This is a genomic window from Pseudoalteromonas sp. 2CM37A (genome assembly GCF_023161885.1).
In the GTDB taxonomy this organism is placed as follows: domain Bacteria; phylum Pseudomonadota; class Gammaproteobacteria; order Enterobacterales; family Alteromonadaceae; genus Pseudoalteromonas; species Pseudoalteromonas atlantica.
The window spans coordinates 504,435-530,171 of the sequence record NZ_JALNTJ010000002.1; the positions used below are offsets into that span (position 1 = coordinate 504,435).

General features: G+C 40.5%; 29 protein-coding genes. 21 read left to right on the forward strand and 8 right to left on the reverse strand.

Annotated elements, in window-relative coordinates; genetic code table 11:
- Positions 1-106: 106 nt before the first annotated feature.
- Positions 107-1,150: a metal-dependent hydrolase gene (locus MTF68_RS05915; RefSeq protein ID WP_248461971.1), complete on the reverse strand. Its 1,044-nt coding sequence runs from the start codon at positions 1,148-1,150 to the stop codon at positions 107-109.
- Positions 1,151-1,415: 265 nt separating this feature from the next.
- Positions 1,416-2,303 carry a LysR family transcriptional regulator gene (locus MTF68_RS05920; RefSeq protein WP_024031800.1) on the reverse strand — a complete coding sequence of 296 codons (888 nt, stop codon included), beginning with the start codon at positions 2,301-2,303 and terminating at the stop codon, positions 1,416-1,418.
- 114 nt (positions 2,304-2,417) lie between these two features.
- Here MTF68_RS05920 and MTF68_RS05925 point away from each other — a divergent pair, with 114 nt between their 5' ends.
- The 3 genes from MTF68_RS05925 (at position 2,418) to MTF68_RS05935 (ending at position 4,914) form a co-directional block, all read left to right on the forward strand.
- Positions 2,418-3,590, forward strand: a complete 1,173-nt coding sequence (locus MTF68_RS05925) for an MFS transporter (RefSeq protein ID WP_248461972.1) — start codon at positions 2,418-2,420, stop codon at positions 3,588-3,590.
- A gap of 155 nt (positions 3,591-3,745) precedes the next feature.
- The gene (gene dkgB, locus MTF68_RS05930) at positions 3,746-4,561 is read left to right on the forward strand and encodes a 2,5-didehydrogluconate reductase DkgB (protein WP_004586484.1); all 816 of its coding nucleotides are present in this window, start codon (positions 3,746-3,748) and stop codon (positions 4,559-4,561) included.
- 65 nt (positions 4,562-4,626) lie between these two features.
- Positions 4,627-4,914: a putative quinol monooxygenase gene (locus tag MTF68_RS05935; RefSeq protein WP_248461973.1), complete on the forward strand. Its 288-nt coding sequence runs from the start codon at positions 4,627-4,629 to the stop codon at positions 4,912-4,914.
- A gap of 112 nt (positions 4,915-5,026) precedes the next feature.
- Here MTF68_RS05935 and MTF68_RS05940 read toward each other — a convergent pair whose 3' ends face one another.
- The gene (locus tag MTF68_RS05940; protein ID WP_248461974.1) at positions 5,027-5,680 is read right to left on the reverse strand and encodes a DUF6058 family natural product biosynthesis protein; all 654 of its coding nucleotides are present in this window, start codon (positions 5,678-5,680) and stop codon (positions 5,027-5,029) included.
- Positions 5,681-5,852: 172 nt separating this feature from the next.
- Here MTF68_RS05940 and dapA point away from each other — a divergent pair, with 172 nt between their 5' ends.
- Positions 5,853-6,767, forward strand: coding sequence for a 4-hydroxy-tetrahydrodipicolinate synthase (gene dapA, locus MTF68_RS05945; RefSeq protein ID WP_248450309.1), 915 nt, complete (start codon positions 5,853-5,855; stop codon positions 6,765-6,767).
- Between the two features lie 79 nt (positions 6,768-6,846).
- Here dapA and MTF68_RS05950 read toward each other — a convergent pair whose 3' ends face one another.
- From MTF68_RS05950 to MTF68_RS05965, 4 genes are read right to left on the reverse strand one after another with little or no spacing between them, the layout of a single operon-like run.
- Positions 6,847-7,851, reverse strand: coding sequence for a BtrH N-terminal domain-containing protein (locus tag MTF68_RS05950; protein WP_248461975.1), 1,005 nt, complete (start codon positions 7,849-7,851; stop codon positions 6,847-6,849).
- Positions 7,852-7,859: 8 nt separating this feature from the next.
- Positions 7,860-8,261 carry a hypothetical protein gene (locus MTF68_RS05955; RefSeq protein ID WP_055019119.1) on the reverse strand — a complete coding sequence of 134 codons (402 nt, stop codon included), beginning with the start codon at positions 8,259-8,261 and terminating at the stop codon, positions 7,860-7,862.
- Positions 8,262-8,273: 12 nt separating this feature from the next.
- Positions 8,274-9,428: a beta-ketoacyl-ACP synthase III gene (locus MTF68_RS05960; protein ID WP_248461976.1), complete on the reverse strand. Its 1,155-nt coding sequence runs from the start codon at positions 9,426-9,428 to the stop codon at positions 8,274-8,276.
- Positions 9,429-9,437: 9 nt separating this feature from the next.
- Positions 9,438-10,358: a dialkylrecorsinol condensing enzyme gene (locus tag MTF68_RS05965; RefSeq protein ID WP_248461977.1), complete on the reverse strand. Its 921-nt coding sequence runs from the start codon at positions 10,356-10,358 to the stop codon at positions 9,438-9,440.
- 82 nt (positions 10,359-10,440) lie between these two features.
- Between MTF68_RS05965 and MTF68_RS05970 the strand changes: the two genes are divergently transcribed.
- Positions 10,441-10,881 (forward strand): DUF2141 domain-containing protein, encoded by a 441-nt coding sequence (locus MTF68_RS05970; RefSeq protein WP_055019116.1) that lies wholly within the window; start codon positions 10,441-10,443, stop codon positions 10,879-10,881.
- Positions 10,882-10,935: 54 nt separating this feature from the next.
- Here the strand turns inward: MTF68_RS05970 and MTF68_RS05975 are convergent, their stop codons facing one another.
- Positions 10,936-11,754, reverse strand: coding sequence for a HEAT repeat domain-containing protein (locus MTF68_RS05975; protein WP_248461978.1), 819 nt, complete (start codon positions 11,752-11,754; stop codon positions 10,936-10,938).
- A 240-nt stretch (positions 11,755-11,994) separates the two neighbouring features.
- On the opposite strand from MTF68_RS05975, the gene MTF68_RS05980 reads away from it, so the two are divergent.
- From MTF68_RS05980 to MTF68_RS06055, 16 genes are all read left to right on the forward strand, one after another.
- The gene (locus MTF68_RS05980) at positions 11,995-14,028 is read left to right on the forward strand and encodes an NADPH-dependent 2,4-dienoyl-CoA reductase (protein ID WP_248461979.1); all 2,034 of its coding nucleotides are present in this window, start codon (positions 11,995-11,997) and stop codon (positions 14,026-14,028) included.
- 43 nt (positions 14,029-14,071) lie between these two features.
- Positions 14,072-14,995 (forward strand): ABC transporter ATP-binding protein, encoded by a 924-nt coding sequence (locus MTF68_RS05985; RefSeq protein WP_248461980.1) that lies wholly within the window; start codon positions 14,072-14,074, stop codon positions 14,993-14,995.
- On the forward strand, positions 14,989-16,152 hold the full coding sequence (locus tag MTF68_RS05990; RefSeq protein ID WP_248461981.1) for an ABC transporter permease: 1,164 nt from the start codon (positions 14,989-14,991) through the stop codon (positions 16,150-16,152). Before MTF68_RS05985 ends, MTF68_RS05990 begins: the two co-directional genes overlap by 7 nt.
- Positions 16,143-16,415 (forward strand): hypothetical protein, encoded by a 273-nt coding sequence (locus tag MTF68_RS05995; protein WP_055019111.1) that lies wholly within the window; start codon positions 16,143-16,145, stop codon positions 16,413-16,415. Before MTF68_RS05990 ends, MTF68_RS05995 begins: the two co-directional genes overlap by 10 nt.
- Positions 16,415-17,500: a beta-ketoacyl synthase N-terminal-like domain-containing protein gene (locus MTF68_RS06000; protein WP_248461982.1), complete on the forward strand. Its 1,086-nt coding sequence runs from the start codon at positions 16,415-16,417 to the stop codon at positions 17,498-17,500. The genes MTF68_RS05995 and MTF68_RS06000 overlap by 1 nt, the downstream gene beginning before the upstream one ends.
- Positions 17,501-18,025, forward strand: a complete 525-nt coding sequence (locus MTF68_RS06005; protein ID WP_248461983.1) for a hypothetical protein — start codon at positions 17,501-17,503, stop codon at positions 18,023-18,025.
- A gap of 82 nt (positions 18,026-18,107) precedes the next feature.
- The gene (locus MTF68_RS06010; RefSeq protein WP_248461984.1) at positions 18,108-18,839 is read left to right on the forward strand and encodes a beta-ketoacyl synthase chain length factor; all 732 of its coding nucleotides are present in this window, start codon (positions 18,108-18,110) and stop codon (positions 18,837-18,839) included.
- Positions 18,818-19,612 (forward strand): lysophospholipid acyltransferase family protein, encoded by a 795-nt coding sequence (locus MTF68_RS06015; RefSeq protein WP_248461985.1) that lies wholly within the window; start codon positions 18,818-18,820, stop codon positions 19,610-19,612. Before MTF68_RS06010 ends, MTF68_RS06015 begins: the two co-directional genes overlap by 22 nt.
- On the forward strand, positions 19,605-19,862 hold the full coding sequence (locus tag MTF68_RS06020) for a phosphopantetheine-binding protein (protein ID WP_055019106.1): 258 nt from the start codon (positions 19,605-19,607) through the stop codon (positions 19,860-19,862). Before MTF68_RS06015 ends, MTF68_RS06020 begins: the two co-directional genes overlap by 8 nt.
- A 51-nt stretch (positions 19,863-19,913) precedes the next feature.
- Complete coding sequence (locus tag MTF68_RS06025; protein WP_055019171.1) at positions 19,914-20,168, forward strand: acyl carrier protein; 255 nt, start codon at positions 19,914-19,916, stop codon at positions 20,166-20,168.
- A gap of 158 nt (positions 20,169-20,326) precedes the next feature.
- Positions 20,327-20,734: a hypothetical protein gene (locus MTF68_RS06030; RefSeq protein WP_248461986.1), complete on the forward strand. Its 408-nt coding sequence runs from the start codon at positions 20,327-20,329 to the stop codon at positions 20,732-20,734.
- Entirely contained in the window at positions 20,718-22,058 is a 1,341-nt protein-coding gene (locus MTF68_RS06035) for an AMP-binding protein (protein WP_248461987.1), read from the forward strand. The genes MTF68_RS06030 and MTF68_RS06035 overlap by 17 nt, the downstream gene beginning before the upstream one ends.
- Positions 22,051-22,407, forward strand: a complete 357-nt coding sequence (locus MTF68_RS06040; RefSeq protein ID WP_248461988.1) for an acyl-CoA synthetase — start codon at positions 22,051-22,053, stop codon at positions 22,405-22,407. Before MTF68_RS06035 ends, MTF68_RS06040 begins: the two co-directional genes overlap by 8 nt.
- A gap of 12 nt (positions 22,408-22,419) precedes the next feature.
- Complete coding sequence (locus tag MTF68_RS06045) at positions 22,420-23,157, forward strand: glycosyltransferase family 2 protein (RefSeq protein WP_248461989.1); 738 nt, start codon at positions 22,420-22,422, stop codon at positions 23,155-23,157.
- A 15-nt stretch (positions 23,158-23,172) separates the two neighbouring features.
- Positions 23,173-24,162 carry a family 2 glycosyl transferase gene (locus MTF68_RS06050; protein ID WP_248461990.1) on the forward strand — a complete coding sequence of 330 codons (990 nt, stop codon included), beginning with the start codon at positions 23,173-23,175 and terminating at the stop codon, positions 24,160-24,162.
- A 20-nt stretch (positions 24,163-24,182) separates the two neighbouring features.
- Positions 24,183-25,733 carry an aromatic amino acid ammonia-lyase gene (locus MTF68_RS06055; protein WP_248450278.1) on the forward strand — a complete coding sequence of 517 codons (1,551 nt, stop codon included), beginning with the start codon at positions 24,183-24,185 and terminating at the stop codon, positions 25,731-25,733.
- Positions 25,734-25,737: the final 4 nt, after the last annotated feature.

Sequence of the window (25,737 nt, forward strand, 5' to 3'; positions counted from 1 at the left end):
AAGCTGCTAATTTGTTTTGTTTTCACTTAAAATTTTTAGCTAGCGAAAGCAAACTTAAATATTTTAACGCCAGCTCAGATTAATGAATGCAATTATAATCAGAGTGTTAAGGCGTTTTCATACAGTTTTTGTCTGCATAGGGCGGGGCTAAACTGACATCAGGGTTCCAAATTCTATCCCACACTTTACTTAGGCTACTTAAATTTGAGCGCTGATTTAGTTTTTCAAAGTTGCTTACCTGCACTCCTTTGTTGGTTTTTTCACCAACTGCAAAATTAAATACGTAATAACACTCCATGCCCATACGTAAGTCAGATAAAACAATTTTATTTTGCTGCTCTTTCACGCTATAAAAGCCTTTAGTAAACCACTGCAAACGTTGTACGCCCCATTCATTTTTAATATCGTTTAGCAAAGCGGGGCTTGTGTTATAGCGGTTTATTGTAACCTCTTCAGGGGAGTCAAATACCGAGGCATAACTTATGTAATATTGCCCATCAGACATCGCTACAACTCGCCATAGCAAGGTTGTAAGCGGGGCGGGGGTGCTTACATAGTTATTAATGTGTATGTGTTTATGTGCAAACGCGGCGTCTATTTTATTGTTAATTATTACTTTTAAAATAAGAGAGCTACTTAAATAAAGGCTACTGAGCACAAGCATAGCGGCGTTAATTTTATAAATGCGCGGTGTATGTATTTTAGGTATTAAAGTGCACAGAAAGGCCAACAATAACGGCAAGGTGTACAGGGGGTCGATTATAAATATATTTGAAATAGCAAAAGGGTGCTCGCTAAGCGGCCAGATTAATTGCGTACCATATACTGTAAAGCTATCGAGTAATGCATGGGTCGATAAACATAAAAATACCAGCCAAAACCAGCGGGCTTTATGTATTTGCATACCGGAGTGTATTTTTAAAATAAGCCAAACAATAAGGGGACTAATTAATAAGTGCACAATAAACGAATGGCTAAAACCGCGATGATAAGTAAATGCCTCCACTGGCCCGCCATAAGGAATAAAAACATCTAAGTCGGGTAAAGTACCTAAAGCAGCACCCCATAAAGCGGCTTTTCGGCCAATTTTATTACCTAATACGGCGTAACCTACTGCGCTACCCAAAACTACCTGCGTTAACGAGTCCATTTTATTCCTTTTTATTTAGGGTGTTAGTTATACTGCCCTTGGGCTTAAAACCAATCCACAATAATACTTAATCATATTGCGGGGCTAAACGTGTCGCTACCTGCGTTGAAAATTTTCATTTACGACTGCATGGATGCAGAAGGTAGAGCAATGCAGTAGCAATTGCCGAGAACAACGAAATAGCCAATTTTTTGCCTAGCTATCAACACGTTTTTCCAGCCTCAGTACAGATTGCTCAATTAAGCGTTTGGTATAAAAACGTCACTTACAATTTCAGCAGTGGTTTTATAAAATCTAAAAAAGCCATTATACGCGACGATACAGCACTGTTTTTGTAATACACCGCTTGCACAATTTCGCGGTTGTTTGGCGTGCTGATACTCCCTGGCAGTATTTCTATTAGCTTGCCTGATTTTAAATCACCACCAATCATAAAGTGCGAAAGCAGCGCCACCCCTTGGTTTGCCAAGCATAGCTGGCGTACAGTCTCGCCGCTACTGGCGGTTAAGCCAAAATTTAAAGCTGTGGGCGATTTTAGCGGCCAGTTATTAAGTTTGGGCGAGTCGGTAAAACCAATGAGTTTATGCTGGTTTAAGTCGCTGGTGTGCGAAATAGTCGGTGTATGTTTAAGGTAACTAGGGCTTGCAACTAAATGCAATTTACTTACGCCGAGCTTTTTTGCATGTAGGTTGGAGTCTTTTAACTCACCTATACGAATAGCTAAGTCGGTTTTATGTTCGAGCAAGTCAATAATGCTGTCGTGGGAGGTAATATCGAGCGTAATGTGAGGGTATTGCGTATTAAATTCAGCAATTAAAGGTACCAATTGGTGTAGTACAAAGGGGCTGGCTGCATCAATACGTAATTTTCCACTAGGGGCTTGTTTTAAAAGCTTTATTGCTTCTTCGCCGGTTTGTAAAGTGTTTAAGCCATCGCGAGCATATTTAATAAAGGTATGGCCCTCTTCGGTTAGTTCTAATCGGCGAGTGGTCCTATTTAGTAATGTACATTGTAACGTGTTTTCAAGGCGAGACACGGCCCGCGACACTTTTGCTACTTGCTGATCAAGCAAATTAGCTGCTGCTGAAAAACTTCCGCTATCTACTACCGTTAAAAACATTTCTAAGTCTTCGGTTTTTGCATGCTGAGCCATACGTGAGCACCTTACTTTTGCATTAATTACAAAAGTATTTTGTCACTAATGCTATTTTTTGCAAACACATTTTTAGTCAAACTGTAAGTCTTAACTAATAATGAGGATTTAATTATGCCATTGGCTTTGTGGGCGCTCACCTTAAGCGCATTTGCAATAGGAACAACCGAGTTCGTAATAGTGGGATTAGTGCCTACTATTGCAAACGATTTAGGCGTAAGCCTACCTTCAGCTGGTTTGCTAGTTAGTTTATATGCAGTAGGGGTTGCCATTGGTGCACCAGTACTGACCGCACTAACTGGGCGTTGGAACCGTAAAATTGTACTAATAAGCTTAATGGGCTTATTTGTTTTAGGTAACTTACTTGCATGGCAAGCGCCTAGTTACGAAACATTAATACTAGCGCGTATTTTAACAGGCTTGGCTCACGGGGTGTTTTTCTCAATTGGCTCAATGATTGCCACAAGCTTAGTAAGTAAAGATAAAGAAGCCAGTGCTATTGCTATTATGTTTACCGGACTTACTGTAGCGCTAGTGACGGGTGTGCCACTAGGCACTTGGATTGGCCAACACTTTGGCTGGCGAGCAACGTTTTTAGTGGTGTCGGTACTGGGTTTAATCGCTTTAATTGGCAGCGCTATTTTAGTACCAAAAAACTTAAAACAGTCTATTCCGGCAACGTTTAAAGAGCAGCTTCAGGTTATTGTTAAGCCGCGCTTATTACTCGTATATTTAATGACAATTTTAGGTTACGGCGGCACGTTCACTGCGTTTACTTACTTAGCACCTATTTTAGAGCAAGAAACAGGTTTTGCTCCTTCAGCGATTGGTTTAATCATGCTGGTTTACGGTGTATCGGTAGCCATTGGTAATATTTGGGGCGGAAAACTGGCTGATAAACGTGGCCCAATTAGCGCACTGAGTATTATATTTAGCGCGCTGACAATTATTTTATTGGCTTTTACTTTTACGATGGAGTCAAAAGTAGCGGCCGTACTGACTATTCTAGTTTGGGGTGCATTTGCGTTTGGTAACGTACCAGGCTTACAGCTTTATGTCGTAAAACAGGCGCAAAAGCATACTCCTAATGCGGTAGATGTCGCATCGGGCTTAAACATAGCAGCGTTTAATATTGGTATCGCACTGGGCTCAATTATTGGTGGCAGTGTATTAGAGGGCATGTCACTTCAAGATACCGCTTGGATTGGCGCAGCAATTTGTGCTCTAGCATTAGTAGTAACTCGTTACAGTGGCATGCTTGATAAGCGAGAAGTGAAACAAGCATAAAGTATTCTGCTAAGGTTGAAACTTAAATTTATGACCTCATTACCTGTATTGAGGTCATAAATTTTTAGGTGACAACACAAAAGAAGTAAAAGGTGTATTTCGTAAAACTTTAAACAGTTTGTATTTTTAACCGATTATTTTATAAGGATAGAGCCATGACACAACGTGTAATAGAAATGCCAGATTTAGGCATGGGAACGTTCCGTTTAGAAGGCGATACCGCCTACAATTCAGTAAAAATGGCGTTAGAAGTGGGGTTTCGTCATATTGATACTGCGCAAATTTATGGTAACGAAGAGCAAGTAGGCCAAGCCATAAAAGATAGTAACATTCCGCGCAGCGAAATATTTTTAACCACCAAAGTGTGGAACAACAAGCTTAACAAAACTGACTTTATTGCCAGCGTTGAAAAGTCACTTGAGAAATTACAAGTAGACTCTGTCGATCTACTGCTTATTCATTGGCCTGCGCCTTCAAATGATGAGCCAATGAGTGAGTACCTAACGGAGCTTTTAAAAGCTAAGCAGCTTGGTTTAACAAAACATATTGGCGTATCTAATTTTACTATTGCCAACTTAAACGAAGCAATGCAAACACTTGATTCGCGTGAAATATTTACTAACCAAGTTGAGGTGCATCCGTATTTAACCAATACTAAGCTACGCGCTTTTTGTGCCCAACACGACATTCACGTTACAGCGTATATGCCATTTGTAGTTGGTAAAGTACTTAAAGATCAAACTATTATAGATATTGCTAATAAGCATGAGGCATCGCCAGCGCAAGTAGTTATTGCATGGATTAATGCCAACGGCATGACCACCATTCCATCGTCGACTAAGCGTAAAAACTTAGAAGATAACTTTAATGACCATGTTAAATTAGACGCTGAAGACATTGCTCGTATTGACGGACTTGATTGTGGCGACCGCCAAGCAACGCCTGATTTTGCGCCGCAGTGGGATCAGTAATAAAATACGCAAAACAACATTAGGTGTAGCAAAGCTGCACCTTTATTTTTTTAAAAGGACTCCGTATGTTAACGGTAATTGCCACTATAGCGAGCAAAAATATCGACGCAGAGGTTGTTTTAACTGCGCTCGAAAATCTGCAAAAGTATTCACGTCAAGAAGTGGGTTGTTTGCGTTATGAGTTGTCGGTTAAACGAGACTCAGACAATACCGAGTACCTTGTAAGTGAGCAGTGGGCGTCGCAAGAACACTTTGAAGCTCATAAACAAGAGCCTCACTACAAAGCATTTGGTACCCAAGTTACCGGGCTTGTAACAAGCAGTAATATTGCAGTGTACAACACCATCGGCTAGTAAAAGCACTCTTATTAGTTAATGAGTAAAATACAGTGGCGGCGTAAACTTACATCGCCATTTGCGTTACTTAGTCTTTTAAATACCCACCTCTTATTAAAACCTCCGCCTTTTATTTAATCGATAAATCGTACTTTAAAATAAGTGCATCTATGTAACGGGCGCGTAATGTGTGTTGTTTTTCGTGATCGGCGCCGTGGCCTAATGCTTTATTGAGTAATTTCAACGCGGGGTGAAGCTGCGTACGCTCTTGTTGGTTTAAACTCCCTTTAGTGCGCAATTCAGTAATATCGTCTACCAGCAAGCGGCCTATATCCACACATACTATTTCGTCAATTAAACCGTTTTGTGTCAGTACGCCGTATTTGCTGCATAAAAACTGTTGCCACACTTGCTGTAAATGCTCGTCTATTTCGCAGCCAAATAATTCTTCATTAAAACTAAAACCTTGCTGGGCAAGTTTACTCAGGCTTGCCGTGTACTGCTGCGCAAAGTAATTAAAGGCATTGCTTGAGGATTCAATTTTTTGTTTTATTAGCCCTTGCCCCCAATTTACACAGCCGCGCGGGTAATAGTCATCGTACTCTTCACATTCATACAAACCAGAGTACGAGCTGCAACTTAATTGGCTTTTTATACAATAACTTGGTTTAGGAAAAATACTTTGCTGCTGCCATGTATCTAGTTGCTCGGCATCAATATTTAAAGCATGGCAAAGCTCATCGGTGTTATAAAAATGAGTGGCTAAGTAGTCAGATAAACGCATAATGGCTCGCTTAAAGTTAAAAACACAAACACTGTTTAAATGTACAGTATTTGTATTTTGTATTATCAAACTAAATAACACAAGCCATTTTACGTTTATTATTCGCTTAGGCCTGCAAAAATGCGTGCAAGTATGTTACAAATAGCGCAAGTTTTATAAATAATGAATTTTTATGCGCACCCTAGAACAAATTAAACAAGCAAGCTTAATTACCGCCATTAAAACCCCATACTTAGCGAATGGTGAAATAGATTTAGCAAAGTACGATGAACTCGTTGAAATACAAATTGCAGCGGGTGTAGATGGCATTGTGGTTGGTGGTACAACCGGCGAAGGCCAGCTAATGAACTGGGAAGAGCATTTAATGCTTATCGCGCACAGTGCAAATAAATATGGCGATAAGCTGGTGATTGTAGGGAATACGGGGAGCAATAATACCCGCGAAGCTATTAAAGCCACTAAGTATGGCTTTGCAAGTGGTATGCATGCCGCGCTGCAAATTAACCCATATTATGGCCGCACTTCTATTGCTGGTGTTAACGAGCACTTTAAACGTGTACTCGATATAGGCCCTGCGTTTATTTACAACGTAGCAGGGCGCACAGGGCAAGATTTAACCCCTGATATTATTGAGCCATTAGCAAAACACCCTAATTTAATTGGTGTAAAAGAATGTGGTGGTAACGAGCGTATTGCTCATTACGAACAGCAAGGCATTGCGTGTTGGTCAGGTAACGATGACGAAGCACACGATGCACGCCACACACACAATGCACACGGTGTTATATCGGTCACATCTAATCTTATACCTGGGTTGTTCCGCCAGTTAATGGATACTAAAAATGATGCCTTAAATACCTCATTACAACCTTTAATGAACTGGCTATTCTGCGAGCCAAACCCGATTGCAATAAACACCGCAATGATGATGACAGGCGCGGTAAATCCCGTATTTAGATTACCGTATGTGCCACTGAGCGATGAGCAACAAGCACAAGGAGTAGAGCTTATCAATGCTTTATCAATCAGCGACTTTGTTGGAAAAACAGCAAAACCGTTACTGCAAGACTATTCAATAATTGGCTAATGAATAAACAGTGAGTATGAAAAAGTCACCTTGGGTGACTTTTTTCGTTCTTAAGATAAGGCTTTTTACTTAAAGACTTTTAAGCAATAGCGTTTAATAGCAATTTACTTAATTTTGCCTCTTGCTCTGCGACTTGCTCTAACTTATTTGCTATCTCGTTTAGGTTGATATCGCTACGCTTTTTGCAGTATTTTACTGCTAACATTGCAAACTCACGCCATAAGTCACCAAGTTCAGTTGTATGCTCTGCACATTCCTTTAATGCTGGGGTATTGGTTTTCTCGCTGGCTTGCTCTAAAAAGCTGGCGTACATAAACCTAAAACCGGCACCACCAGTGCCAATTTCTTCTTGCATCCGTACTATGTGCGCTAAGTAAAGCCGTGCAAATTTAGCTGGCTTTTTATCAAGCATACGTATTTGCTTTGCCATGTGGCGAATGCCTTTCAGGCCAAAGTAAGGTAGCACTAAGCCATTCATCATCTTAGCGGTTTTTTTAATTGCAGGCCTTATTACTGGGGCTAAGTCACATTGGCTTGGCGCTGAGCGAATCACATACATTAAGCCTTTTGCAGCTAATGCACCTTTGGCAAAGCGGGCATTTTTTAAATCATCGTATGCGCAGGTCACAGGGTTCTCAAAAACCGGATCGCTGATCAAATAATCACCTTGCTCTGTTTTACCATAGACCACCAAATTATGGGCATTAAAGTGAAAGCGCATATCCCCAGGGAAGTAGGGTAACCAATAAACAGAGCTTTGCAGACCCACTAAATTGCCCTTTGCAAGCTCGTTATCAAGTGCTTGCATACCAGCTTCTGGACTTGAAAACTTGCGGCTTTCTAATTCAATATTTAACTTTTTACATACCTTTTTGATGATGGTTTTTGGTGGCATGCGGTAGGCGATTAATGGCATACCACTAATTTTAACAAAAGGTAAATAAGCAAAAGTAAGCGCCGATGCAAGCCCAAATGCCATAGGCTCACTCATGTCTATGCCTTTGCTCTGCAATAGCGTAGTAACTACGCCAGTTTCGCAATGCGAAGATTGCTGGTGGTTTATTGGTAAAATAATATCAGGCATGAAAGTATCTATTGTGAGGGCAAAGTCAGCAATGCTTCGCGGCTAATTTTTAAGGTGTCGCAGTAGCGATTAAGTTTCTTATCAGACAATTTTGCAAACACCGCTGGGCGTAAATGACGTTTAATTTGCCATTGAAAAAAACCGCTGGCGCCAGCGAGTGTGGGAATATCGAAGCGCCTAGCTAACATATGATAAGCTAATGGCGACACTTCACCGCGTTGCGCTTGTGCTAGGGCTTCGTTGGTTTGCTCGTTTAAATCGTCAACAGCCATTTGGGTGGCAAAACTTTCCACTTCCCAACCCGATGATTTTACGCCTTCGTAATGGCCGCGCTCATCCACGGCGTAAACAAGTTTGTTTTGACCTTGATAGGTTTTGCTGTTGTCTTGGGGCACATCATGTTTTTTCACAGGCGACTCACATTATTTGTTAATCACGGTTAACTGCATAAAAGCACTAGAAAAACGGCCGCTTTCAGGCACATAACACAATAGTGTTTGTCCATCAGTTAATTGACCTGATTTAAACAGTTCATCAAGCATAATAAAGATAGACGCAGAACCAGTATTGCCCTTTTTCGTTAAATTTGTGAACCATTTATCGTACGGAATTTGGAAGTCTATATTACAAAGGCCATCGAATAATCGCTCACGAAAGTAACCCGAAGAATAATGCGGCAGGAAAAAGTCGTAATCACAGGCTTTAATGCCTCGCTTTTGAACTATCTTGCTCAGTGCGTCTTCTACGGTGTATTTTACAATATTTTCATTTAACAGTTTTACGTCTTGTTTTACTGATAAAATAGAGTGCTGTTCGCGCTCTTGTGAATCAAAACGTGTCCAACTTTTTAGCTTACCGTTAACTTTTTCAGCACCGGCGTACATGCATGCCTCGAGTTGATCAGCATACGAAGTGACATCAATCCAGTCTATACGTAAAGACAAGCCGTGGTCGTTGGCTTTGTTACTTAATAATGCAGCACCAGCACCGTCAGAAAGCATCCAACGTAAAAAATCTTTTTCAAAGGCGATTTCAGGCTTTTGGTTTAGCATTGCAACTTTATGTTCGCTCTCAGCATTAAAATTACGCGAATGCATGACATTTGAAGCAAGCTCACTGGCTACCACTGCACTGTGCTGGCTTTCGCCTGCTTTTACATTTAAATAAGCGTATTTAAGTGCGGTGATTCCGCATAAACAAATACCGGCGGTTGAGATGACCTCAAGGCTAGGGTTTTTAAGCTCGCCATGAACCATCACACCGTGATTAGGCATGATTTGGTCAGCCATTGACGTACTTGCTACTAAGCAATCAAGTTGTTCAAGTTGTGTGCCTAGCTTATTAAACAAACCACGCACTGCATCCGCAGCCAATGACGCATTGGTGTAGTTGTATTCACCAGTTTCGGGGTCAATGGCGTAGTATCTGGTTTTTATCTGGTTGCTTCGTAATATAACGGGTTTTGCGCGGGAGCGTTGTCCGCCAACCTCACCTAAAACGACTTCCATTTCTTTATTGCTTACAGGACTATTGGGTAAGACAGCGTGTAAGTTATTTATATATACAGCATTTTCCATAACGGACGGTTACTCTCCAGATGGCTCAGCAAAATAGGCTTTTTGCTTGGCTATTCTTTTTCTAGTTAAGGGGGCAATTAATTTTTTTATGAGTGCTGTTATTGGCACAACAGTAATGATTAAGGTCAGCAAAAATAACACATAGATCAATAGCCCACAACTTCGGCGCGTTGAATGCATCGGGCCAAGTGTAGCTAAAATTTTACTCCATATTTTAAAGCTATGCTGGCCTACACGTTCGCTAGCTATAAACTTTTCGTTCACCTTGACCGCGCCTAGTCCTTTAAGCACGGGTTTATCTAATGTGTGCCCGGGCTCTAAGGTTAATAAGGCTTTTTTGATAGCAACACCAAAACGACTTGCTGCGGTTATTTCGTGCTGTGCGACACCCGCTGCTGGCACCCAAGATACTGATTTCTTTTTCCCAGAAAACATCCAAAGTGGTGTGGCTAAAAAGCTAAAACCGGTGCCGCATTCATCACTTAGTACCACATTATCAATGAGCTTAGCGTTTACATTACTCAATAGTTGTTTCATTTTCTCTTGCGCGCTTAGCCACATACCACGACAACCTATTACAGTAATAACAGGTTTGTTGTTGAGTAGCTTAATCGCTTGTTCAGACTGCATAAACGAAGATATAGGTAACGAAGGCGATAAAAACCATACTTGGTAAGTTAAAATAACCAGGTCGTAGTCATCATGGGCAGACTCTATAAGGTCCATTGGCTGCGGAACCATTTTCACGCATTCGGGAAAGATATGGAAAAAGGTTAAAAAGGGCCAAGGGAAAGGATAAGGCTTACTTGGTTTTAAATTAAGATAGTCGACAATTATATCTTCACTGCCTTGAATCGGCGAGACGATAGAGTCTGCTATTTGAGTGAGTTGACCCGTTTGTGAGTAGTGAATAACGAGAACTTTACGCATCCTTTAACCTTTTGTAACTTCCTAAAAGTCCGTTATTATACCTAGATATAGGTACTCAAGCCATAGAAAGGAGCGTATAGGCATGAAAAAATTCATTGGATTATTAGCCATCAGCTTAATGATGAGCCAAAGTTTCGCGAAGGAGCGACACACACTTAAGCTCTCGTTTGCCAAATTTAAACAGGTCACTGGCGCGGTGCATTATCAAATTCTTGATTGCAGTAATGTGGCTTTAAGCTGGCAAGAGTTACCTAATCTAGTCACGCAAGAAGTAGTCGTTTCAGCCAGCTCATTGGAGCAGTCAACTTCACTGCAGGCAGGCAGCTATTGTGTTCGATTTTTTCAGGATTTAAATGGCAATGGTGAGCTAGACTTAGCCGCCAGTTCGATACCCAAAGAACCTGTTGGCTTTTCAAATAACCCAAATTTGATGTTTGGCCAGCCATCCCCTGAAGATGCTGTCTTTGAGTTTAGCCAAAATAGCGAGATTCAAATTAAAGTGAACAATAAAAAACGCCGCTAAAATGCGGCGTTGTTATTAAGTTTTGTAGACCTTATAACGTCTACAGACCCTGTATTATTGTAGTTGTTTTTCTACTTCTATTAGGTCAACCGTACCTACCTGATAGTAAGGGCCTTTGCCTTCGATTTCGTCAGGACAATGCTTGCGCACTGCGCGGATAGGACTATTTTCTTCGGCATCTTCAATTAAGGCTTTATAGCGACCGTTTTTATCTGTTGCTAAGCCTTTACATACCCATGCGAGTGTATCGTATTGATGTTGTTGCCCCGTTTTGTAGTTTTGGGCAAAATATTCAGCCAGGGTGTCGCCAACTTGTTGCGAAGGAATACCACTTGTGGTGTATTTTTGCGCGAGCATTTTGATTTCAATTAAATTTCCTGAAGCAATATCAAACATTGCTTTATCATCACCAGTTAATGATGAACCGTTTGTATCAGGCGCTTTTTGTATGCTCTTTAAATCAATACTACCAACAACGTATTGGCTCGCATCAGTAGAAGGTAAGCTTTTGAGTGAGCGTTTCGCGTATTTACGAACTTTTTTATGAGCATCACTGTTTACAATGCTAGTGAGTAACTCTCGGTAACGTGGGTTACCTGTTTCACCTAGTGCGCGACACGCCCATGCAATGGTATCGAGTTGATAATCCGGTACATGTAAATAGTTTTGTGCGACAAATTCGGCTAGTACATCTAACACCTGAGCATTGTTGGTATTATTAGCGACTATTGATTGTGCGGCTTTTTTTACTTCGGTTAAATCACCAGAAACTAAACGATCATAATCGCGCTGTTCTATTGTTGTCAGGGCAAATGCTGAGCTTGATAAGGTTGCTAATGTTAAGCCAATTATTAAAGGCTTGAATGAAAACATAACCATTCCTTGTTCGTAGAGTAAAATAAAATTAATAAAAACAGAGGGTACAAACGTTTTTATCTGTTAATTGAGTTTTATCATAATGCCGGTTTAGGTATTCAACAAGCCCTTATTTTTAATTTTGACTATAAAATGTACTGTTTAATATGCTGCGAAGAAAATTAGTGGGTAATTTTTGCAGTCATTATTAAAGCTTGCTACTCTAGCGCGGTTTTGTACCACAGTTGTGTAGTTTGTATGTCATTCAGTCGATTATTTGCCCCTTATCATTTAGCTTTTACTACGCTGAAAAACCGCGTGGTAATGGGGTCTATGCATACAAATTTAGAAGAGCTACCAGATGGCTTTACTCGTCTCGCTGCTTTTTACGGTGAACGTGCACAGGGTGGGGTCGGTTTAATAATCACAGGGGGAATTTCTCCGAACCCCGAAGGCATACTGGCACCGAATAGAAGTGTACTTGATTGCCAAACTGGGGTGGCACAGCATAAGCTCATAACAGATGCCGTAAAACAACACGGTACTAAAATATGCATGCAAATACTTCACGCCGGTCGTTATGGCTATCAGCCTCAGCAAGTCGCGCCTTCGGCCATTCAGGCACCGATCAGTCCTTACATGCCAAAAGAATTAACCACCGCTGAAATAGAAAAACAAATTAATGATTTTGCGCAATGTGCAAAACTTGCTAAACAAGCAGGCTATGATGGCGTTGAGATCATGGGCTCAGAAGGTTATTTAATTAACCAGTTTATTGTTAAAGCGACCAATAAGCGCATTGATGAGTGGGGTGGGTGTTATGAAAATCGGATTCGTTTTGCGATTGAAATTGTAAAACATGTTCGCCAAGCCGTAGGCCCTGAATTTTTATTAGTATTTAGGTTATCATTACTGGATTTAGTAGCAGATGGCAGCACTTTTGCTGAGGTATTACAGCTTGCACATGCGCTTGAGGATGCTGGAGTCGATATGCTCAACTCAGGCATAGGCTGGCATGAGTCACGCGTGCCGACTATTGTAACCAGTGTTCCTAGGGCGCTATTTACGTCATTGAGCCAACGTTTAAAGGCGGCGGTTTCGGTGCCGGTGATCACCAGTAATCGTATCAACACCCCGGAAGTCGCAGAGCAATTATTAGCGGACGAACACGCTGACTTTATTTCCATGGCGCGACCATTTTTAGCTGACAGCCAATTTGTTACCAAAGCACATAACAACCAAAGTGCACAGATCAATACCTGTATAGCGTGTAATCAGGCTTGCCTCGATAATATTTTTGTTAATTTACCCGCTTCATGCATTGTTAATCCTCGCGCATGTAATGAAACCTTAATACTGACAGCTAAAGCTACACAAAGTAAACAGATAGCTATTATCGGGGGTGGGGCTGCGGGCATGGCCTGCGCAATTTATGCTGCTGAGCGAGGCCATAAAGTGAGCTTGTTTGAACAAAGCAACCAGCTTGGTGGGCAACTTTTATTAGCGGCAAATATCCCGGGTAAAGAAGAGTTTAAAGAAACATTACGGTATTTTAAAAATCGTTTATCGAGCCTTAATGTGAAAGTTTGCATGAATACACAAGCGGATACTGCAACCTTGGCTCAGTTTGATCATTGTGTTGTTGCTACTGGGGTGAAGGGCTATACACCTGATATTGTGGGAATTGATGACCCGAAAGTGGTTGGCTATCAAGCAGTGTTAGATGGTAGCGTGCCAATTAAAGGCAATGTGGCGATTGTCGGCTCTGGTGGCATAGGTTTTGATGTTGCAAGTTTTATTACTGGCAATCAATCTGGGCACAGTGTGCAACAAACTGCGCAGGGTTTTTCGAATCAATGGGGCATTGATTTAACGGTGAATTCACCGGGTGGTGTGATAAATAAACAGCCGAAAGCAGACAGTGCTGATACAGCACCTAAAGTGTACTTATTACAGCGAAAATTACGAAAGCATGGGGCTGACTTGGGGAAAACCACAGGTTGGATCCACCGTGAACATTTAAAACATCAAGGTGTTAAGATGTTAGCTGCGGTAAATTACACTAAAATTGATCAACAAGGGTTACATATCAGCGTACGAAAAAGAGAGCGGATTTTGGCGGTCGACCATGTTGTGATTTGTAGTGGGCAAGAACCCGTATTACCTTGTAATCATCAGCAGCTAGATGAACTATCTATTCCTGTAAGCTATATTGGTGGTGCATTAAAAGCCGAAAAACTAGATTTACAACGGGCTATTGGCGAGGCGTTTAACCTTGCGCAACGTTTATAATTAAAATAACAACAAGGACAGTAATCATGGCGCAGGATACCTTATGGCAAAAATAGCTCCTATCATGTTGGAACTACAACAACTTAGCTTTGCTTATAAAGGGGCTGAACGGTTGACGGTTGATGCTGTCTCACTGCAGTTAAAACAAGGGACATGCACCGCTATTTTAGGCCCAAATGGCGCAGGTAAATCGACATTAATTTCGTTAATGACTGGCTTGTTAGCCCCTGCTGCAGGACGGATAGAGTACCCGCATTATCAACAGTTAAGCCTAAAACAGGCAATAGCAAAAAAAGTGGCTTTAGTACCACAAGATTTTGCCTTTTATGAAGAGCTAACTGTGTATGATAATCTTGCTTTTTTTGTTGCAATAAGTGAAAAAAATCGCCGTTTACATGCTCAGTATATTGAATCCGCAATTGCTGCCTGCAATTTACAAGCGGTTACTAATAAACGAGCTAGTACACTTTCAGGTGGCTATAAACGGCGTTTAAATATCGCAATCGCACTGAGCAAACAACCTGATATTATATTTTTAGATGAGCCGACTGTGGGAATCGATCCGTTTTCTCGTGATGCCATTATTAGTTTGTTGCAGGATTTAAAAAAACAAGGAAAAACATTGATTTACACCTCGCACTTATTGTATGAAGTGGCGCAATTATGTGACGATGTAGTGTTTATAAAAGACGGTAAAGTTGTCGCTAACCAAGCTATGAACAGTGCTCAACTCACGCTTAACTTTACCACTAGAAACCGTTTATCTCAGATGCAGTTAGCGTTATTTACAGAGCAATTAACAGTGATTAGTGAGGCTCACTATCAGTTGACTATTTCAGACACCAAGCTACTTGGCAGCCTTTTTAGCGCTTTAAGTCAGCTCAGTGATGAAATAAAGTCTGTTAATTTTTCTGATAACCAAATTGAGCGGCTTTATCGGGCGTTGTTCTCGGAGCAGGCATGTTAATTCACACACTGAAAAAAGAAGCGCGCTTAATTGCTAATGATTTGCACAGTTTAGCAGTATTATTGCTTATGCCTATCGTGTTCATGGTGATTATGACCATGGCAAGTAGTCAGTCACAACAAAGTATACAGCAGAACTTGGTACTGTCAGTGGCGGGTGAAAATAATAGTCAACACAGCCTGGTTATTACTAAGTTACTGCAAGCACAAGGGTTTACCATTAGCGCTAATAAAAGCAGAACCGAGCAAGTCAGTCAGTTGATTATCAATCCGCAGTTTGATCAACAAATCCTTATGCGCCAAGGTACAAGCCAGTTACAACTTATTATAAGTGATGATCTTGCCCCACAAACACGTTTATTACTGCGAGAAAAAGTGAAAGCGTGTTTGGCACAACTGAAACTTTATTTATATATGCTCGAAACTGGTGATTTAGACGCCGATGCCGTTATTGATGAGCAAATAAAAGCAGTAATCACAGCATCTGATGTCAATTATTTACTTATTGATACGCCAGCAAAAGCGCTACACAACCCAGCATTAAATAGTATTCCTGCATGGTGGGTGTTTGGCGTGTATTTTATTGTGTTACCAGTCTCTTTAACTTTTATAAACGAGCGAAATAATGGCACCTTAGTGCGGTTAAAAACCTACCCTATTAGCATGGCGCGTTACTTTTATAATAAAGCATGTGCCTATACACTCGTAAGCTTAGTGCAAACAGTGTTATTAGCGTTAATAGGCTGCGTGGTGATCCCGTATTGTTTAGACTTGCCGCTACTATCTCTAAACAGCTTGAGCTTGTCTGTGATTGCATTAATCAGTTTGAGTGTTGCGGCTATTTCCTTTGCATTATTTTTAGCCAGTTTAGTATCAAGCTATGAACAAGCTATTGTTGTTGGGGGAGGGGTGAATATCATCCTAGCGGCATTGAGTGGCTTTATGGTGCCGCTTGAGATCATGCCAAGCAATCTTGCAGCACTGGCAAATGGTTCGCCTATGTATTGGTCAGCACAAATTTTAAGGCTGATAATGGGCGAGACAATGACACACAGTTTTTGGCATTACAGCGTATTACTTTGGGGTTTTTCATTGTCATGCTTTAGTGCCGCTCTATGGATATTTAATAAAAAAATGAGGAATTTGACATGGAATTAGCCGAGCTAAAACTACAATTAAAGCAGCTGATTATTACCGAGTGTGACAAAGAAGATGATTTTGCCCCTGAAGACATTATCGACTCAGAGCCTTTATTTGGTAGTCAGTCACGCATAAATTTAGACTCATTAGACGCGTTGCAATTATCTTTAGTACTAAAGCAGCATTTTGGTATTAAAGTTGAAGGCTCGAAAGAAACCCGTAAGCATTTGCAGTCTATTGATACTATTGTTGATTTTATTGTTAGTGAGCGCGAAAAATAATGGCTTTACGCAGTGTCTATTTAAATGCCAGTGAAGTGATGTGTGCAACGCTAGGCACTGAAACAAGCAATAAAGTACAGACTAACGAAAGTGAAGTAGTGGCGTTTAAATCATTTAGAGATGAAATAGACAACTGTCAATTTGGCGACATTTTAGCTTACTTTGATCAATTGTTATTACCGCTGTTTGCAAAACTTTCATTAACTGCTGAGGATCTTAAAGCCACATCTTTGTTTTTAGGTTCAACATCATTAGATATCAGTGCAGTTGATATTGGTGCCAGTGATGAACTTTGGCTCTCTACAACCAACAAAATAAATCGGGCTTTAGTTCAGCGTTATGGGCTCAATGACTTAGAATTTACTTTTAGTACGGCCTGTACCGCTAGCGCTAATGCATGTTTATACGCAAAACGCTTAATTGCCCAAGGTAAAATAGACAATGCGCTAGTCATTGGCTGTGAATTTTATAATCCTTTAACAGTCGAAGGGTTTAAGTCGCTAGATTTGATTAGTCAATCTGGCTTAGCCGCATTTGCTAAAGGGCGCTCCGGTCTGGTGTTAGGAGAAGGCCTTGCTGCATTGTACCTATCTGAAAAAGCAGCTGAGCAGTGTCAGTTTAAGTTGTTAGGTGGTGCTTCTGCTTGTGATACTTACAGTTTAACTATGACGCAAGAAGACGGCAGTCATATTGCGCAAGTGATCAGCGATGCGCTTAGCGATGCCGGTATTAGTGCTAGCGAGATTGATGTTGTTAAGGTTCATGGCACAGCAACGCTTGGTAACGATGAAGCAGAGTGCAACGCATTAACAAGGGTTTTTAACCAGCACCAACCACCTTTAATCGCTTTCAAGCCTTTTACAGGTCACACCTTGGGAGCGTGTGGTGTTATTGAAATAGCCTTGTACCAGCAATGTCAGCAACAACAAAATTACGTAGTGGCAAGTTATGCTCACGATAGCAAAGAATTAATGTGGCCGTTTTATGTAAAGCCAGACTTTACGCAGGTAAACACTGTGCTACTTAACTACTTTGGTTTTGGTGGCAATAACGCAGCGTTAGTGATGCAAAGGCATAAGGCTTAGATGATGAACGTACTTGCAAACTCATTAGTTAGTTTAGATAAATCACTGAATATAAAAGCACTGCGCCAGCAAATAAAACAAGAGACAGGTTTAACAGTTCGTAGAATGGATGCATTTACACTGATTGCCTTATTGGCCGTTTTTAGGGCAAAGCAGGGCATTGATTTAACCTCGCGGATTGGCTTGTACAGTTGCGCTGATTATTTTTCTAGTGATTTAATGCAATCTATGTTGCTTGACGTGCACAACTGTGAAGCCATTAAGCCGCTTAGCTTTGTTGCGAGTGTGGGCAATGCCGCTAATTATTACCTTGCTAGTGCTTATTTTATTAACGGCCCTAATTTATTTATCGGCTCAGATAAGTCAGGAATGAAAAAGAATCAACTATTAGCTCAAGCTGACATGGAAAGTGGGATCATTGATATTGCTATCTTAGTAGTGTGGCATGAAGATGATAAAATACGTCATTGTTCAGTTAAAATAGTGGAAAATGCTGGTTTTTCCAGCGAACGTGGCAAAGATTAGTGTCTTCTACTTGAATCCGAGCATGCAGGGCTGTAGAATCTAGCCTCTTTTTCTCATCACCTTTGTAATAGGGATTGTTACGTTGAAATTTGTTGTAAAAAAATGTGTTGCTTGGGGCGATGGTAAGGCTAGTACCGAGGATTGGTATGCGTTTGCTAATAATAGAAGTCTAAACACTCGAACGTTAACTTTTCCTGAATTGAAACAAATGCCAGCTATGCAGCGCAGGCGTCTTAGTCCGTTTGCTAAATTAACGCTGCATTGTGCACTTGCTGCCTGTGAATCCTATGAACAAACAGTACCTAGCGTATTTTCATCTCGCCATGGGGATTTACACAAAACAAGCAAATTAATTGCTGATGTAGCAAGTAAAGAGGCATTATCTCCAACCCATTTTGGTTTATCTGTTCATAACGCTGTAGGTGGTTTATTTAGCATCTTTACCGGTAATAAAGCGCCTTTGTCTGCTGTGTCGGCTGGCGAAGATAGCTTTTTTATGGGCTTGGTTGATGCGGTCTCAAAATTACATGCTTACAATTATGACCGTATTTTATATGTATATAGTGATTTAGCCGTACCGGAGCAATATCAACCTTATGTGCAACAAAGTCCTGATAACGTTGCTGTGGCTTTGTTAATAGAGAAAAGCACATCGCAAGCGTGCATTAATTTGGAATTTACCAGTCATAACCAGCCTAGTGGTACTGAGTCATCACAATTACAGGCATTGGCATTTTTGCGTTTTTATTATTCAAATAATAAACAGTTAGTGCTTGATTCAAAACGCTATCAATGGCAGTTAAGTCAGATATGAAAGCTTCATTCACTAAACTATATCGCGTAATAGCTACAGGCAGTGCGTTTGCTTTATTTAGCGGCGGAGGCTTGGTTTTATCGGTTCTGGTGTTTTCAATTCAACGTTTACTTTATTCGGATATAAACCAACGAAATCAAGCCGCTCGCACCGCGGTACATTATTCGTTTAAATTTTTTGTCGGTTATATGCGCCTAGTTGGTATTTTACGAATCGATCTTGATAAATTAGATGCAATAAAAAATGCGAAAGGACAGCTAATTATCGCCAATCATCCTTCTTTGATAGATGTGGTGGTGCTAATTTCGATAGTCAGAAATGCTGATTGTGTCGTCAAAGCGGACCTTTGGAAAAATCCATTTTTAAAAGGTGTTGTAAAGGCTACGGGTTATATCAACAATGATGCTGATCCTGAATGTTTTTTAAATCAGTGTCAGCAAAGTTTTGCCTGTGGTAATAACTTGATTGTATTCCCTGAAGGTACGCGAAGTGTTCCCGAAAAGCCATGGGAATTTAAACGAGGTGCAGCAAATATCGCGCTTCGCACTGAAGTCGATATGTTGCCGATTTTGATAAATGTGTCACCGGTCACGCTGACCAAAGGGCAAAAGTGGTATCAAGTGACTGATCGTCGCTTTACCTTTAAAATGCGCGTGCTACCGATTTATGAGATAAAACCTTATTTAAAAGGTGATCATGTAACTAACACTGTTAGACAACTAACACGCGATTTACAAGCTTATTTTAACGAGGAAAAATTAAAACATGAGTGATTTAAGCACTGAAGTAAAACAACTAATCATTGAAACCCTTGATTTGGAAGATATAGAAGCATCAGATATTAATGATAATGAAGCGTTATTCGTCGATGGTTTAGGCCTTGATTCAATTGATGCACTTGAATTAGGTGTTGCGATTAAAAAAGCTTATGACGTAAAAATTGATGGTAATACCGATGACAGTAAAAAACATTTTTACTCGGTTAAAACCTTGTGTGATTTTATTGCCTCAACACGGGCATAATAAACTGCAGTCACTCTGCATTGTTTGGAAGTAACTATGAGTAATGAAAACATGAATAATGGCGATAAAATTTTTGCAATGCTAAGCGAAATCCTAGAGCAGGATTTTGAAATAGATGCAGAAGATATTACCTACAGCGCGAATCTATACGAAGACCTTGATTTAGACAGCATTGATGCGGTTGATTTGGTCGTTAAATTACGTGAGCAAACCGGTAAAAAAATCGAGCCAAATGACTTTAAACAAGTCCGTACAGTGCAAGACGTCATTGATGCAGTTGAAAAACTGATGACAGCAGACGCTTAATGAATAAAGCCGTGCTAGTTGGGTTACTTTTTCTATATCCACTAGCCGTGTATTTTGGCTTGCAGTTTAGCGAGCCTGCGTTAATTGCTGCACTCTTTATTGTGGTGCTTTTAGCGCGATACTGGTTAACAAAAAGCAGTATAGTTAATTTTGCACACATGAAAATAATAACTATCAGTGGTATAGCTGTATTAAGTTTTGCGACTTTTGCTAACTCTGAATTGGCACTGAAGTTTTACCCAGTGGTAATAAGTAGCTGCTTTTTAGCTGTATTTGCCTATTCACTTTACAACCCACCTAGTTTTATTGAAGTGATTGCCAGTAAATTTGAAACGCTTGACGAGCACGGCAAGCGTTACACCCGTAAAGTAACAAAAGTATGGTGTGGATTTTTTATCATTAATGGATTAATTGCGACAGCAACGATTTTTCATCCAGAACCAGTGGTTTGGCTAACCTATAATGGTTTAATTTCCTATTTGTTAATAGGGATATTAATGGTCGTAGAATTTATAATAAGAAAGTTTCAAAAGGCAAAAAATAAATCAAATGAAATGGCCGACTAACAAGACCTACTTTTATTGTCAAAATCATGGCTATGCCATTTGGCAACAGCAAGTACATGCCCATGCACGTGTATTTGCTGCACGTGATGAACAAACATGGTTATTATTTGATGCTGACAGTTACCAGTTCAGTGTTTTGTTTTTTGCGTTATTAGCCGCAAACAAGTCCATTGTATTGCCACAAAATGGCCAACCAGAGCAGCTTGCACAGTGCTTAGCACAAGCTGAGGCATTCACTGGCATAGCCGATAACACCTGTGCAGAAGTGGCTTTTAATAAACACATTAGTGTTGAGCATGTGGTAAATACTGCCATTAAGGTTGATGAAAACGCCGCGATTAGATTTTTTACCTCTGGCTCAAGTGGGACGCCAAAAGCAATTGATAAAACCTTTTCCCAGTTATTGATTGAAGTTAAAGAGTTGGAACAGCAATTTGCTGATCAAATGCAACAAACCATGATGGTTGCCACGGTGTCGCATCAGCACATTTATGGTTTATTGTTTAAGGTTTTGTGGCCACTGTATAGTGGGCGCGATGTCTGTTTTAATAGCTTTGATTACCCAGAGCATTTACTGCACTTTATAAATCAACAAAATGATGATCATGACTTTGTTGTGATCAGCAGCCCTGCTTATTATCATCGATTAGTACAAGATAATGTGCTTGTGGCTATAAAGCATAGAATACGTGGATTATTCTCATCAGGTGGGCCACTAAAAACCGCCGCGGCTATGCAGTTGGCGAGTCAACTCGGTGATTCGCCAATAGAAGTATTAGGAAGTACAGAAACCGGTGGTATTGCTTGGCGTAGACAAAACAGCCAGGGTCATTGGCAGACTTTTTCAACAATTAAGCTTAAACTCGATGATTGTCAGCGACTTATTATTTCATCTCCTTATGTCGATAATGGGCAGTGGTATCAGACGGATGACCGGGTGCAGTTATTGACAAATAACCAGTTTAATTTATTAGGTCGCGCTGACCGGATTGTCAAAATAGAAGAAAAACGTTGTTCACTCGATGAAATAAGCCTCAGAGTAAACCAGTCTGATTGGGTTGTAGATAGTTATGTTTTATTACTGCAACATGATACAAGTACTGGCAAGCGAGATGAAATTGCCGCTGTATTAGTATTAACAGAGGCTGGTGAGCAGGCATTAGAGCAGCTTGGCAAATTTAAGTTTTCTCAAGCATTAAAAACACATTTAAAAGCATTTTTCGAACCCTTAGTGATACCTAGAAAGTATCGTTATTTAACTGAGTTACCATATAACTCGCAGGGTAAACTTAATAAAGCGCAGTTGGAGAAGTTGTTTGACTGATTTTGTATATAAACCGGATTGTCAGCTGATTGAGCAAAGTGATGAACACGTTTTGCTAAAGTTAACAATTCCTGAAAATCTCTATTATTTCCAAGGCCATTTTCCGCAGGCGGCTATTTTACCCGGTGTAGCACAGCTTGACTGGGTGATGCACTATTTAACAGAATTTATGGCGGTCGATTGCACTAAAACAGTGTCGATTGATGCCCTGAAATTTCAAATTATTGTACAGCCTAATTATGAGGTTGATCTGCGTTTGAAAAAAATCAAAGCAAATAAATTTAGCTTTAGCTACAGTTCCACACATGGTCAGCATGCTTCTGGCAAAGTGGTACTTGCAGATGAATAAGGCGAACTGATCATGAGCAGCCAATACGGATTTGTGATCCCAAATTACAATCATCATTTAGTGATTCGCGATACCATCGCAGCTTTAGTGAGTTTTAATTTACCAATTATTTTGGTCGATGATGGCAGTAATCAACAAACTCAAACAGTGTTAGAGGATGTTGAGCGAGAGTTTGCTCTGGTCACGCTTGTTCGTAGAACGCAAAATGGTGGTAAAGGTGCTGCTGTACAAACAGGGTTAGCTCATGCCCACCAAGCAGGATGGAGCCATGCTATACAAGTTGATGCGGATGGTCAGCACGACTTGAATGATGTAGAGCAACTAATCACACGCTCTAAGTTTGCTCCCACGGCATTGGTCAGCGGTCAGCCTGTTTATGATGAGTCAATATCTAAAGGGCGCTATTACGGTCGTTTTATTACTCACTTTTGGGTCTATATTGAAACGCTTTCTTTCAAAATTAAAGACACTATGTGTGGCTTTCGGGTTTATCCGTTAGCTGCTTATGTGCAGTTAATAAATAACACGCGCTTAGGCAATAAGATGGATTTTGATATTGAGGTCATGGTAAAGCTTTATTGGCAGGGCACACCCGTTGAGTTCATTAAAACCAAAGTATTGTACCCAGAAAATGGTGTATCCCACTTTAATGTATGGGAAGATAATGTTTTGATATCAAAAATGCATACGCGTTTATTTTTTGGTATGTTGCTGCGTTTACCTCGGCTCATCGCGAATAAATTTAAATAGGAAGTAATAAACACTGTGTCAGATAACAACAAACCACAGCAACCGCACAGCGACAGTACTTTTCATTGGTCACAATTAAAAGAGCGTGGCTCGATGTTTGGTATTGAAGTGTTAGTGTTTATTTATAAAGTATTTGGCAAATGGTTATTTAAAGTCGTATTAACGCCTGTGATGTTTTACTTTTATATTACGGGACGTTTATCACGACATGCGATTTGGCATTACTTAGACAATTTAAACACCAGCATGGGTGGGCAAAAGCGGGTCGGCTTAGCGCGCTTTAAGCAAGGTTTTAAATTGTATTTTTCATTTGGTATGGCAATTCTCGATAAGTTTGATGCTTGGCTTGGTAAAGTAAATATCAAAGATATTGAGATTGCGACCCCTGACGGTTATCAAGAGTTAGTGCAAGCCAAAGGGGCGGTTATCTTTAGTGCTCATTTAGGTAATATGGAAATATGCCGCGCAATTTTTAGTATGGGTGATAATAAGCGTCCACTTAATGTGATCACTTATAATGAGCATACCCCGTCATTCAATAATTTCTTAAAGAAAGTAAACCAAGAAGCGGCCATTAATTTTATTCATATTAATAACTTCGGTCCTGATGACACGATTAAACTAAAACAAAAAATTGATGATGGTGAAGCAGTGGTTATCTTTGCTGATAGAACCTCGGTCAATAACCCAACAAGTGTGCATCAAGCGCCGTTTTTAGGGGAACAAGCCCCTTTTGCTGTTGGTCCATTCGCGCTGGCGAACATTATGGAATGCCCAGTGTTTTTAATGTTTTGCATTAATGAACACGGGCGCTATAGAACTTATATTGAGAAGTTTGCCGATCCCATTAAAGTAAAACGCAAAGAGCGCCAAGCGCATTTTCAAGCAATGGCAACAAAGTTTGCTGAGCGTCTTGAGTTTTATTGTAAAAAAGCGCCTTATCAATGGTACAATTTTTTTAACTTTTGGCAAAAAGCCAGCAACAAAGATTCAAAGCCTAGCTAAATATCTGGAGACAGTAGTAAATGGAAAACAATAAATCAACACACCTTTTATTTGGCGCAGGCCGTTTAACGATTGAAGACATTATTAGTGTTGTAAAAGAAGACCGCAGCGTAGCGCTATCTGGTGATAGCCAGTTTGCTGAAAAAATTGATTCAGCCGTCGCTTTTTTAGATAAGCTTTTAGCTGAAGAAGGCCATATCTATGGTGTAACCACTGGCTATGGTGACTCGTGTACGGTAGAGATTCCGTTAGCATTAGTAAATGAGTTACCTATGCACCTTACACGCTTCCACGGTTGTGGCTTGGGTGATTTTTTTACGCCAGAACAAGGTAAATTGATTTTAGCTAGCCGTTTAGCCTCATTATCACAAGGCTATTCAGGTGTTAGCTGGGATTTACTAAAACTACTCGTTGAAATGATCAATCGTGATATTATCCCTGTTATCCCGCAAGAAGGATCAGTGGGTGCAAGTGGTGACTTAACGCCGCTTTCATATGTGGCAGGAAGTTTAATTGGTGAGCGCGACACCTATTATAAGGATCAAGTTGTTAACTCATTAGCGGCCTTTAAAGAAGAAGGTCTCGAGCCTATTACCTTACGTCCGAAAGAAGGCTTAGCAATAATGAACGGCACAGCGGTGATGACAGCGCTTGCTTGTCAAGCTTATGATCGTAGTGAATACGCAAGTCGTTTAATGACCCGTATTACCGCGCTTGCAAGTATTGCACTTAAAGGTAACAGCAATCATTTTGATGATATTCTATTTAGTGTTAAACCACATCCGGGTCAGCAAAATGTGGCAAAGCGCATTCAAACTGATTTAAATCATGTAGAACATCCACGTAATTCACATCGCCTACAAGATCGTTATTCAATCCGTTGTGCTCCTCACGTTATTGGTGTGTTAGAAGACAGCCTACCGTGGCTGAGAAGCATGATTGAAAATGAACTTAATAGTGCTAATGATAATCCGATTATCGATGGTGTCGGTGAGCATGTGCTACATGGCGGTCACTTTTACGGCGGCCATATCGCCATGGCAATGGATTCAATGAAGAACTGTGTGGCTAACTTAGCAGACTTGGCTGATCGCCAAATTGCCACCCTAGTTGATGTGAAAATGAACCATGGTTTGCCCTCTAATTTAAGTGCGGCTTCAAGTGAACGTCGCTTTATTAATCATGGCTTTAAAGCAATTCAAATTGGCTGCTCTGCTTGGACGGCTGAGGCATTAAAACTAACCATGCCAGCGAGTGTGTTTTCTCGTTCAACTGAGTGTCACAATCAAGATAAAGTGAGTATGGGAACTATAGCTGCGCGTGATTGCTTACGGATTTTACAACTCACAGAGCAAGTATTAGCTGCGACTTTACTTGCGGCAGTTCAAGGTGTGCGCATTCGTATTTTAAATAATGAAATCGATGCCGCAGCACTTAATCCTGAAATTACAGCGATGATTGATGATGTAGCCGGCTTTTTTGATTTATTAGAAGAAGATCGCCCAACTGATAAGTTATTGCGTCAAACCATTGAGTATATTCAAACTCAACGTTGGTCGCTTTACCAATAAAGTG

Coding starts and splice junctions, on each gene's coding strand:
- MTF68_RS05975 (WP_248461978.1), bottom strand. CDS start 11,754: ATGTTTTCATTCAAGCCTTTAATAATTGGCTTAACATTAGCAACCTTA.
- MTF68_RS06035 (WP_248461987.1), top strand. CDS start 20,718: ATGAAATGGCCGACTAACAAGACCTACTTTTATTGTCAAAATCATGGC.
- MTF68_RS05980 (WP_248461979.1), top strand. CDS start 11,995: ATGTCATTCAGTCGATTATTTGCCCCTTATCATTTAGCTTTTACTACG.
- MTF68_RS05940 (WP_248461974.1), bottom strand. CDS start 5,680: ATGCGTTTATCTGACTACTTAGCCACTCATTTTTATAACACCGATGAG.
- MTF68_RS05960 (WP_248461976.1), bottom strand. CDS start 9,428: ATGGAAAATGCTGTATATATAAATAACTTACACGCTGTCTTACCCAAT.
- MTF68_RS05985 (WP_248461980.1), top strand. CDS start 14,072: ATGGCAAAAATAGCTCCTATCATGTTGGAACTACAACAACTTAGCTTT.
- MTF68_RS05950 (WP_248461975.1), bottom strand. CDS start 7,851: ATGCCTGATATTATTTTACCAATAAACCACCAGCAATCTTCGCATTGC.
- MTF68_RS05935 (WP_248461973.1), top strand. CDS start 4,627: ATGTTAACGGTAATTGCCACTATAGCGAGCAAAAATATCGACGCAGAG.
- dapA (WP_248450309.1), top strand. CDS start 5,853: ATGCGCACCCTAGAACAAATTAAACAAGCAAGCTTAATTACCGCCATT.
- MTF68_RS05995 (WP_055019111.1), top strand. CDS start 16,143: ATGGAATTAGCCGAGCTAAAACTACAATTAAAGCAGCTGATTATTACC.
- MTF68_RS05965 (WP_248461977.1), bottom strand. CDS start 10,358: ATGCGTAAAGTTCTCGTTATTCACTACTCACAAACGGGTCAACTCACT.
- MTF68_RS06055 (WP_248450278.1), top strand. CDS start 24,183: ATGGAAAACAATAAATCAACACACCTTTTATTTGGCGCAGGCCGTTTA.
- MTF68_RS05925 (WP_248461972.1), top strand. CDS start 2,418: ATGCCATTGGCTTTGTGGGCGCTCACCTTAAGCGCATTTGCAATAGGA.
- MTF68_RS05920 (WP_024031800.1), bottom strand. CDS start 2,303: ATGGCTCAGCATGCAAAAACCGAAGACTTAGAAATGTTTTTAACGGTA.
- MTF68_RS06000 (WP_248461982.1), top strand. CDS start 16,415: ATGGCTTTACGCAGTGTCTATTTAAATGCCAGTGAAGTGATGTGTGCA.
- MTF68_RS06005 (WP_248461983.1), top strand. CDS start 17,501: ATGATGAACGTACTTGCAAACTCATTAGTTAGTTTAGATAAATCACTG.
- MTF68_RS05990 (WP_248461981.1), top strand. CDS start 14,989: ATGTTAATTCACACACTGAAAAAAGAAGCGCGCTTAATTGCTAATGAT.
- MTF68_RS06045 (WP_248461989.1), top strand. CDS start 22,420: ATGAGCAGCCAATACGGATTTGTGATCCCAAATTACAATCATCATTTA.
- MTF68_RS06015 (WP_248461985.1), top strand. CDS start 18,818: ATGGCAGTTAAGTCAGATATGAAAGCTTCATTCACTAAACTATATCGC.
- MTF68_RS05970 (WP_055019116.1), top strand. CDS start 10,441: ATGAAAAAATTCATTGGATTATTAGCCATCAGCTTAATGATGAGCCAA.
- MTF68_RS06025 (WP_055019171.1), top strand. CDS start 19,914: ATGAATAATGGCGATAAAATTTTTGCAATGCTAAGCGAAATCCTAGAG.
- MTF68_RS06030 (WP_248461986.1), top strand. CDS start 20,327: ATGAAAATAATAACTATCAGTGGTATAGCTGTATTAAGTTTTGCGACT.
- dkgB (WP_004586484.1), top strand. CDS start 3,746: ATGACACAACGTGTAATAGAAATGCCAGATTTAGGCATGGGAACGTTC.
- MTF68_RS06020 (WP_055019106.1), top strand. CDS start 19,605: ATGAGTGATTTAAGCACTGAAGTAAAACAACTAATCATTGAAACCCTT.
- MTF68_RS05915 (WP_248461971.1), bottom strand. CDS start 1,150: ATGGACTCGTTAACGCAGGTAGTTTTGGGTAGCGCAGTAGGTTACGCC.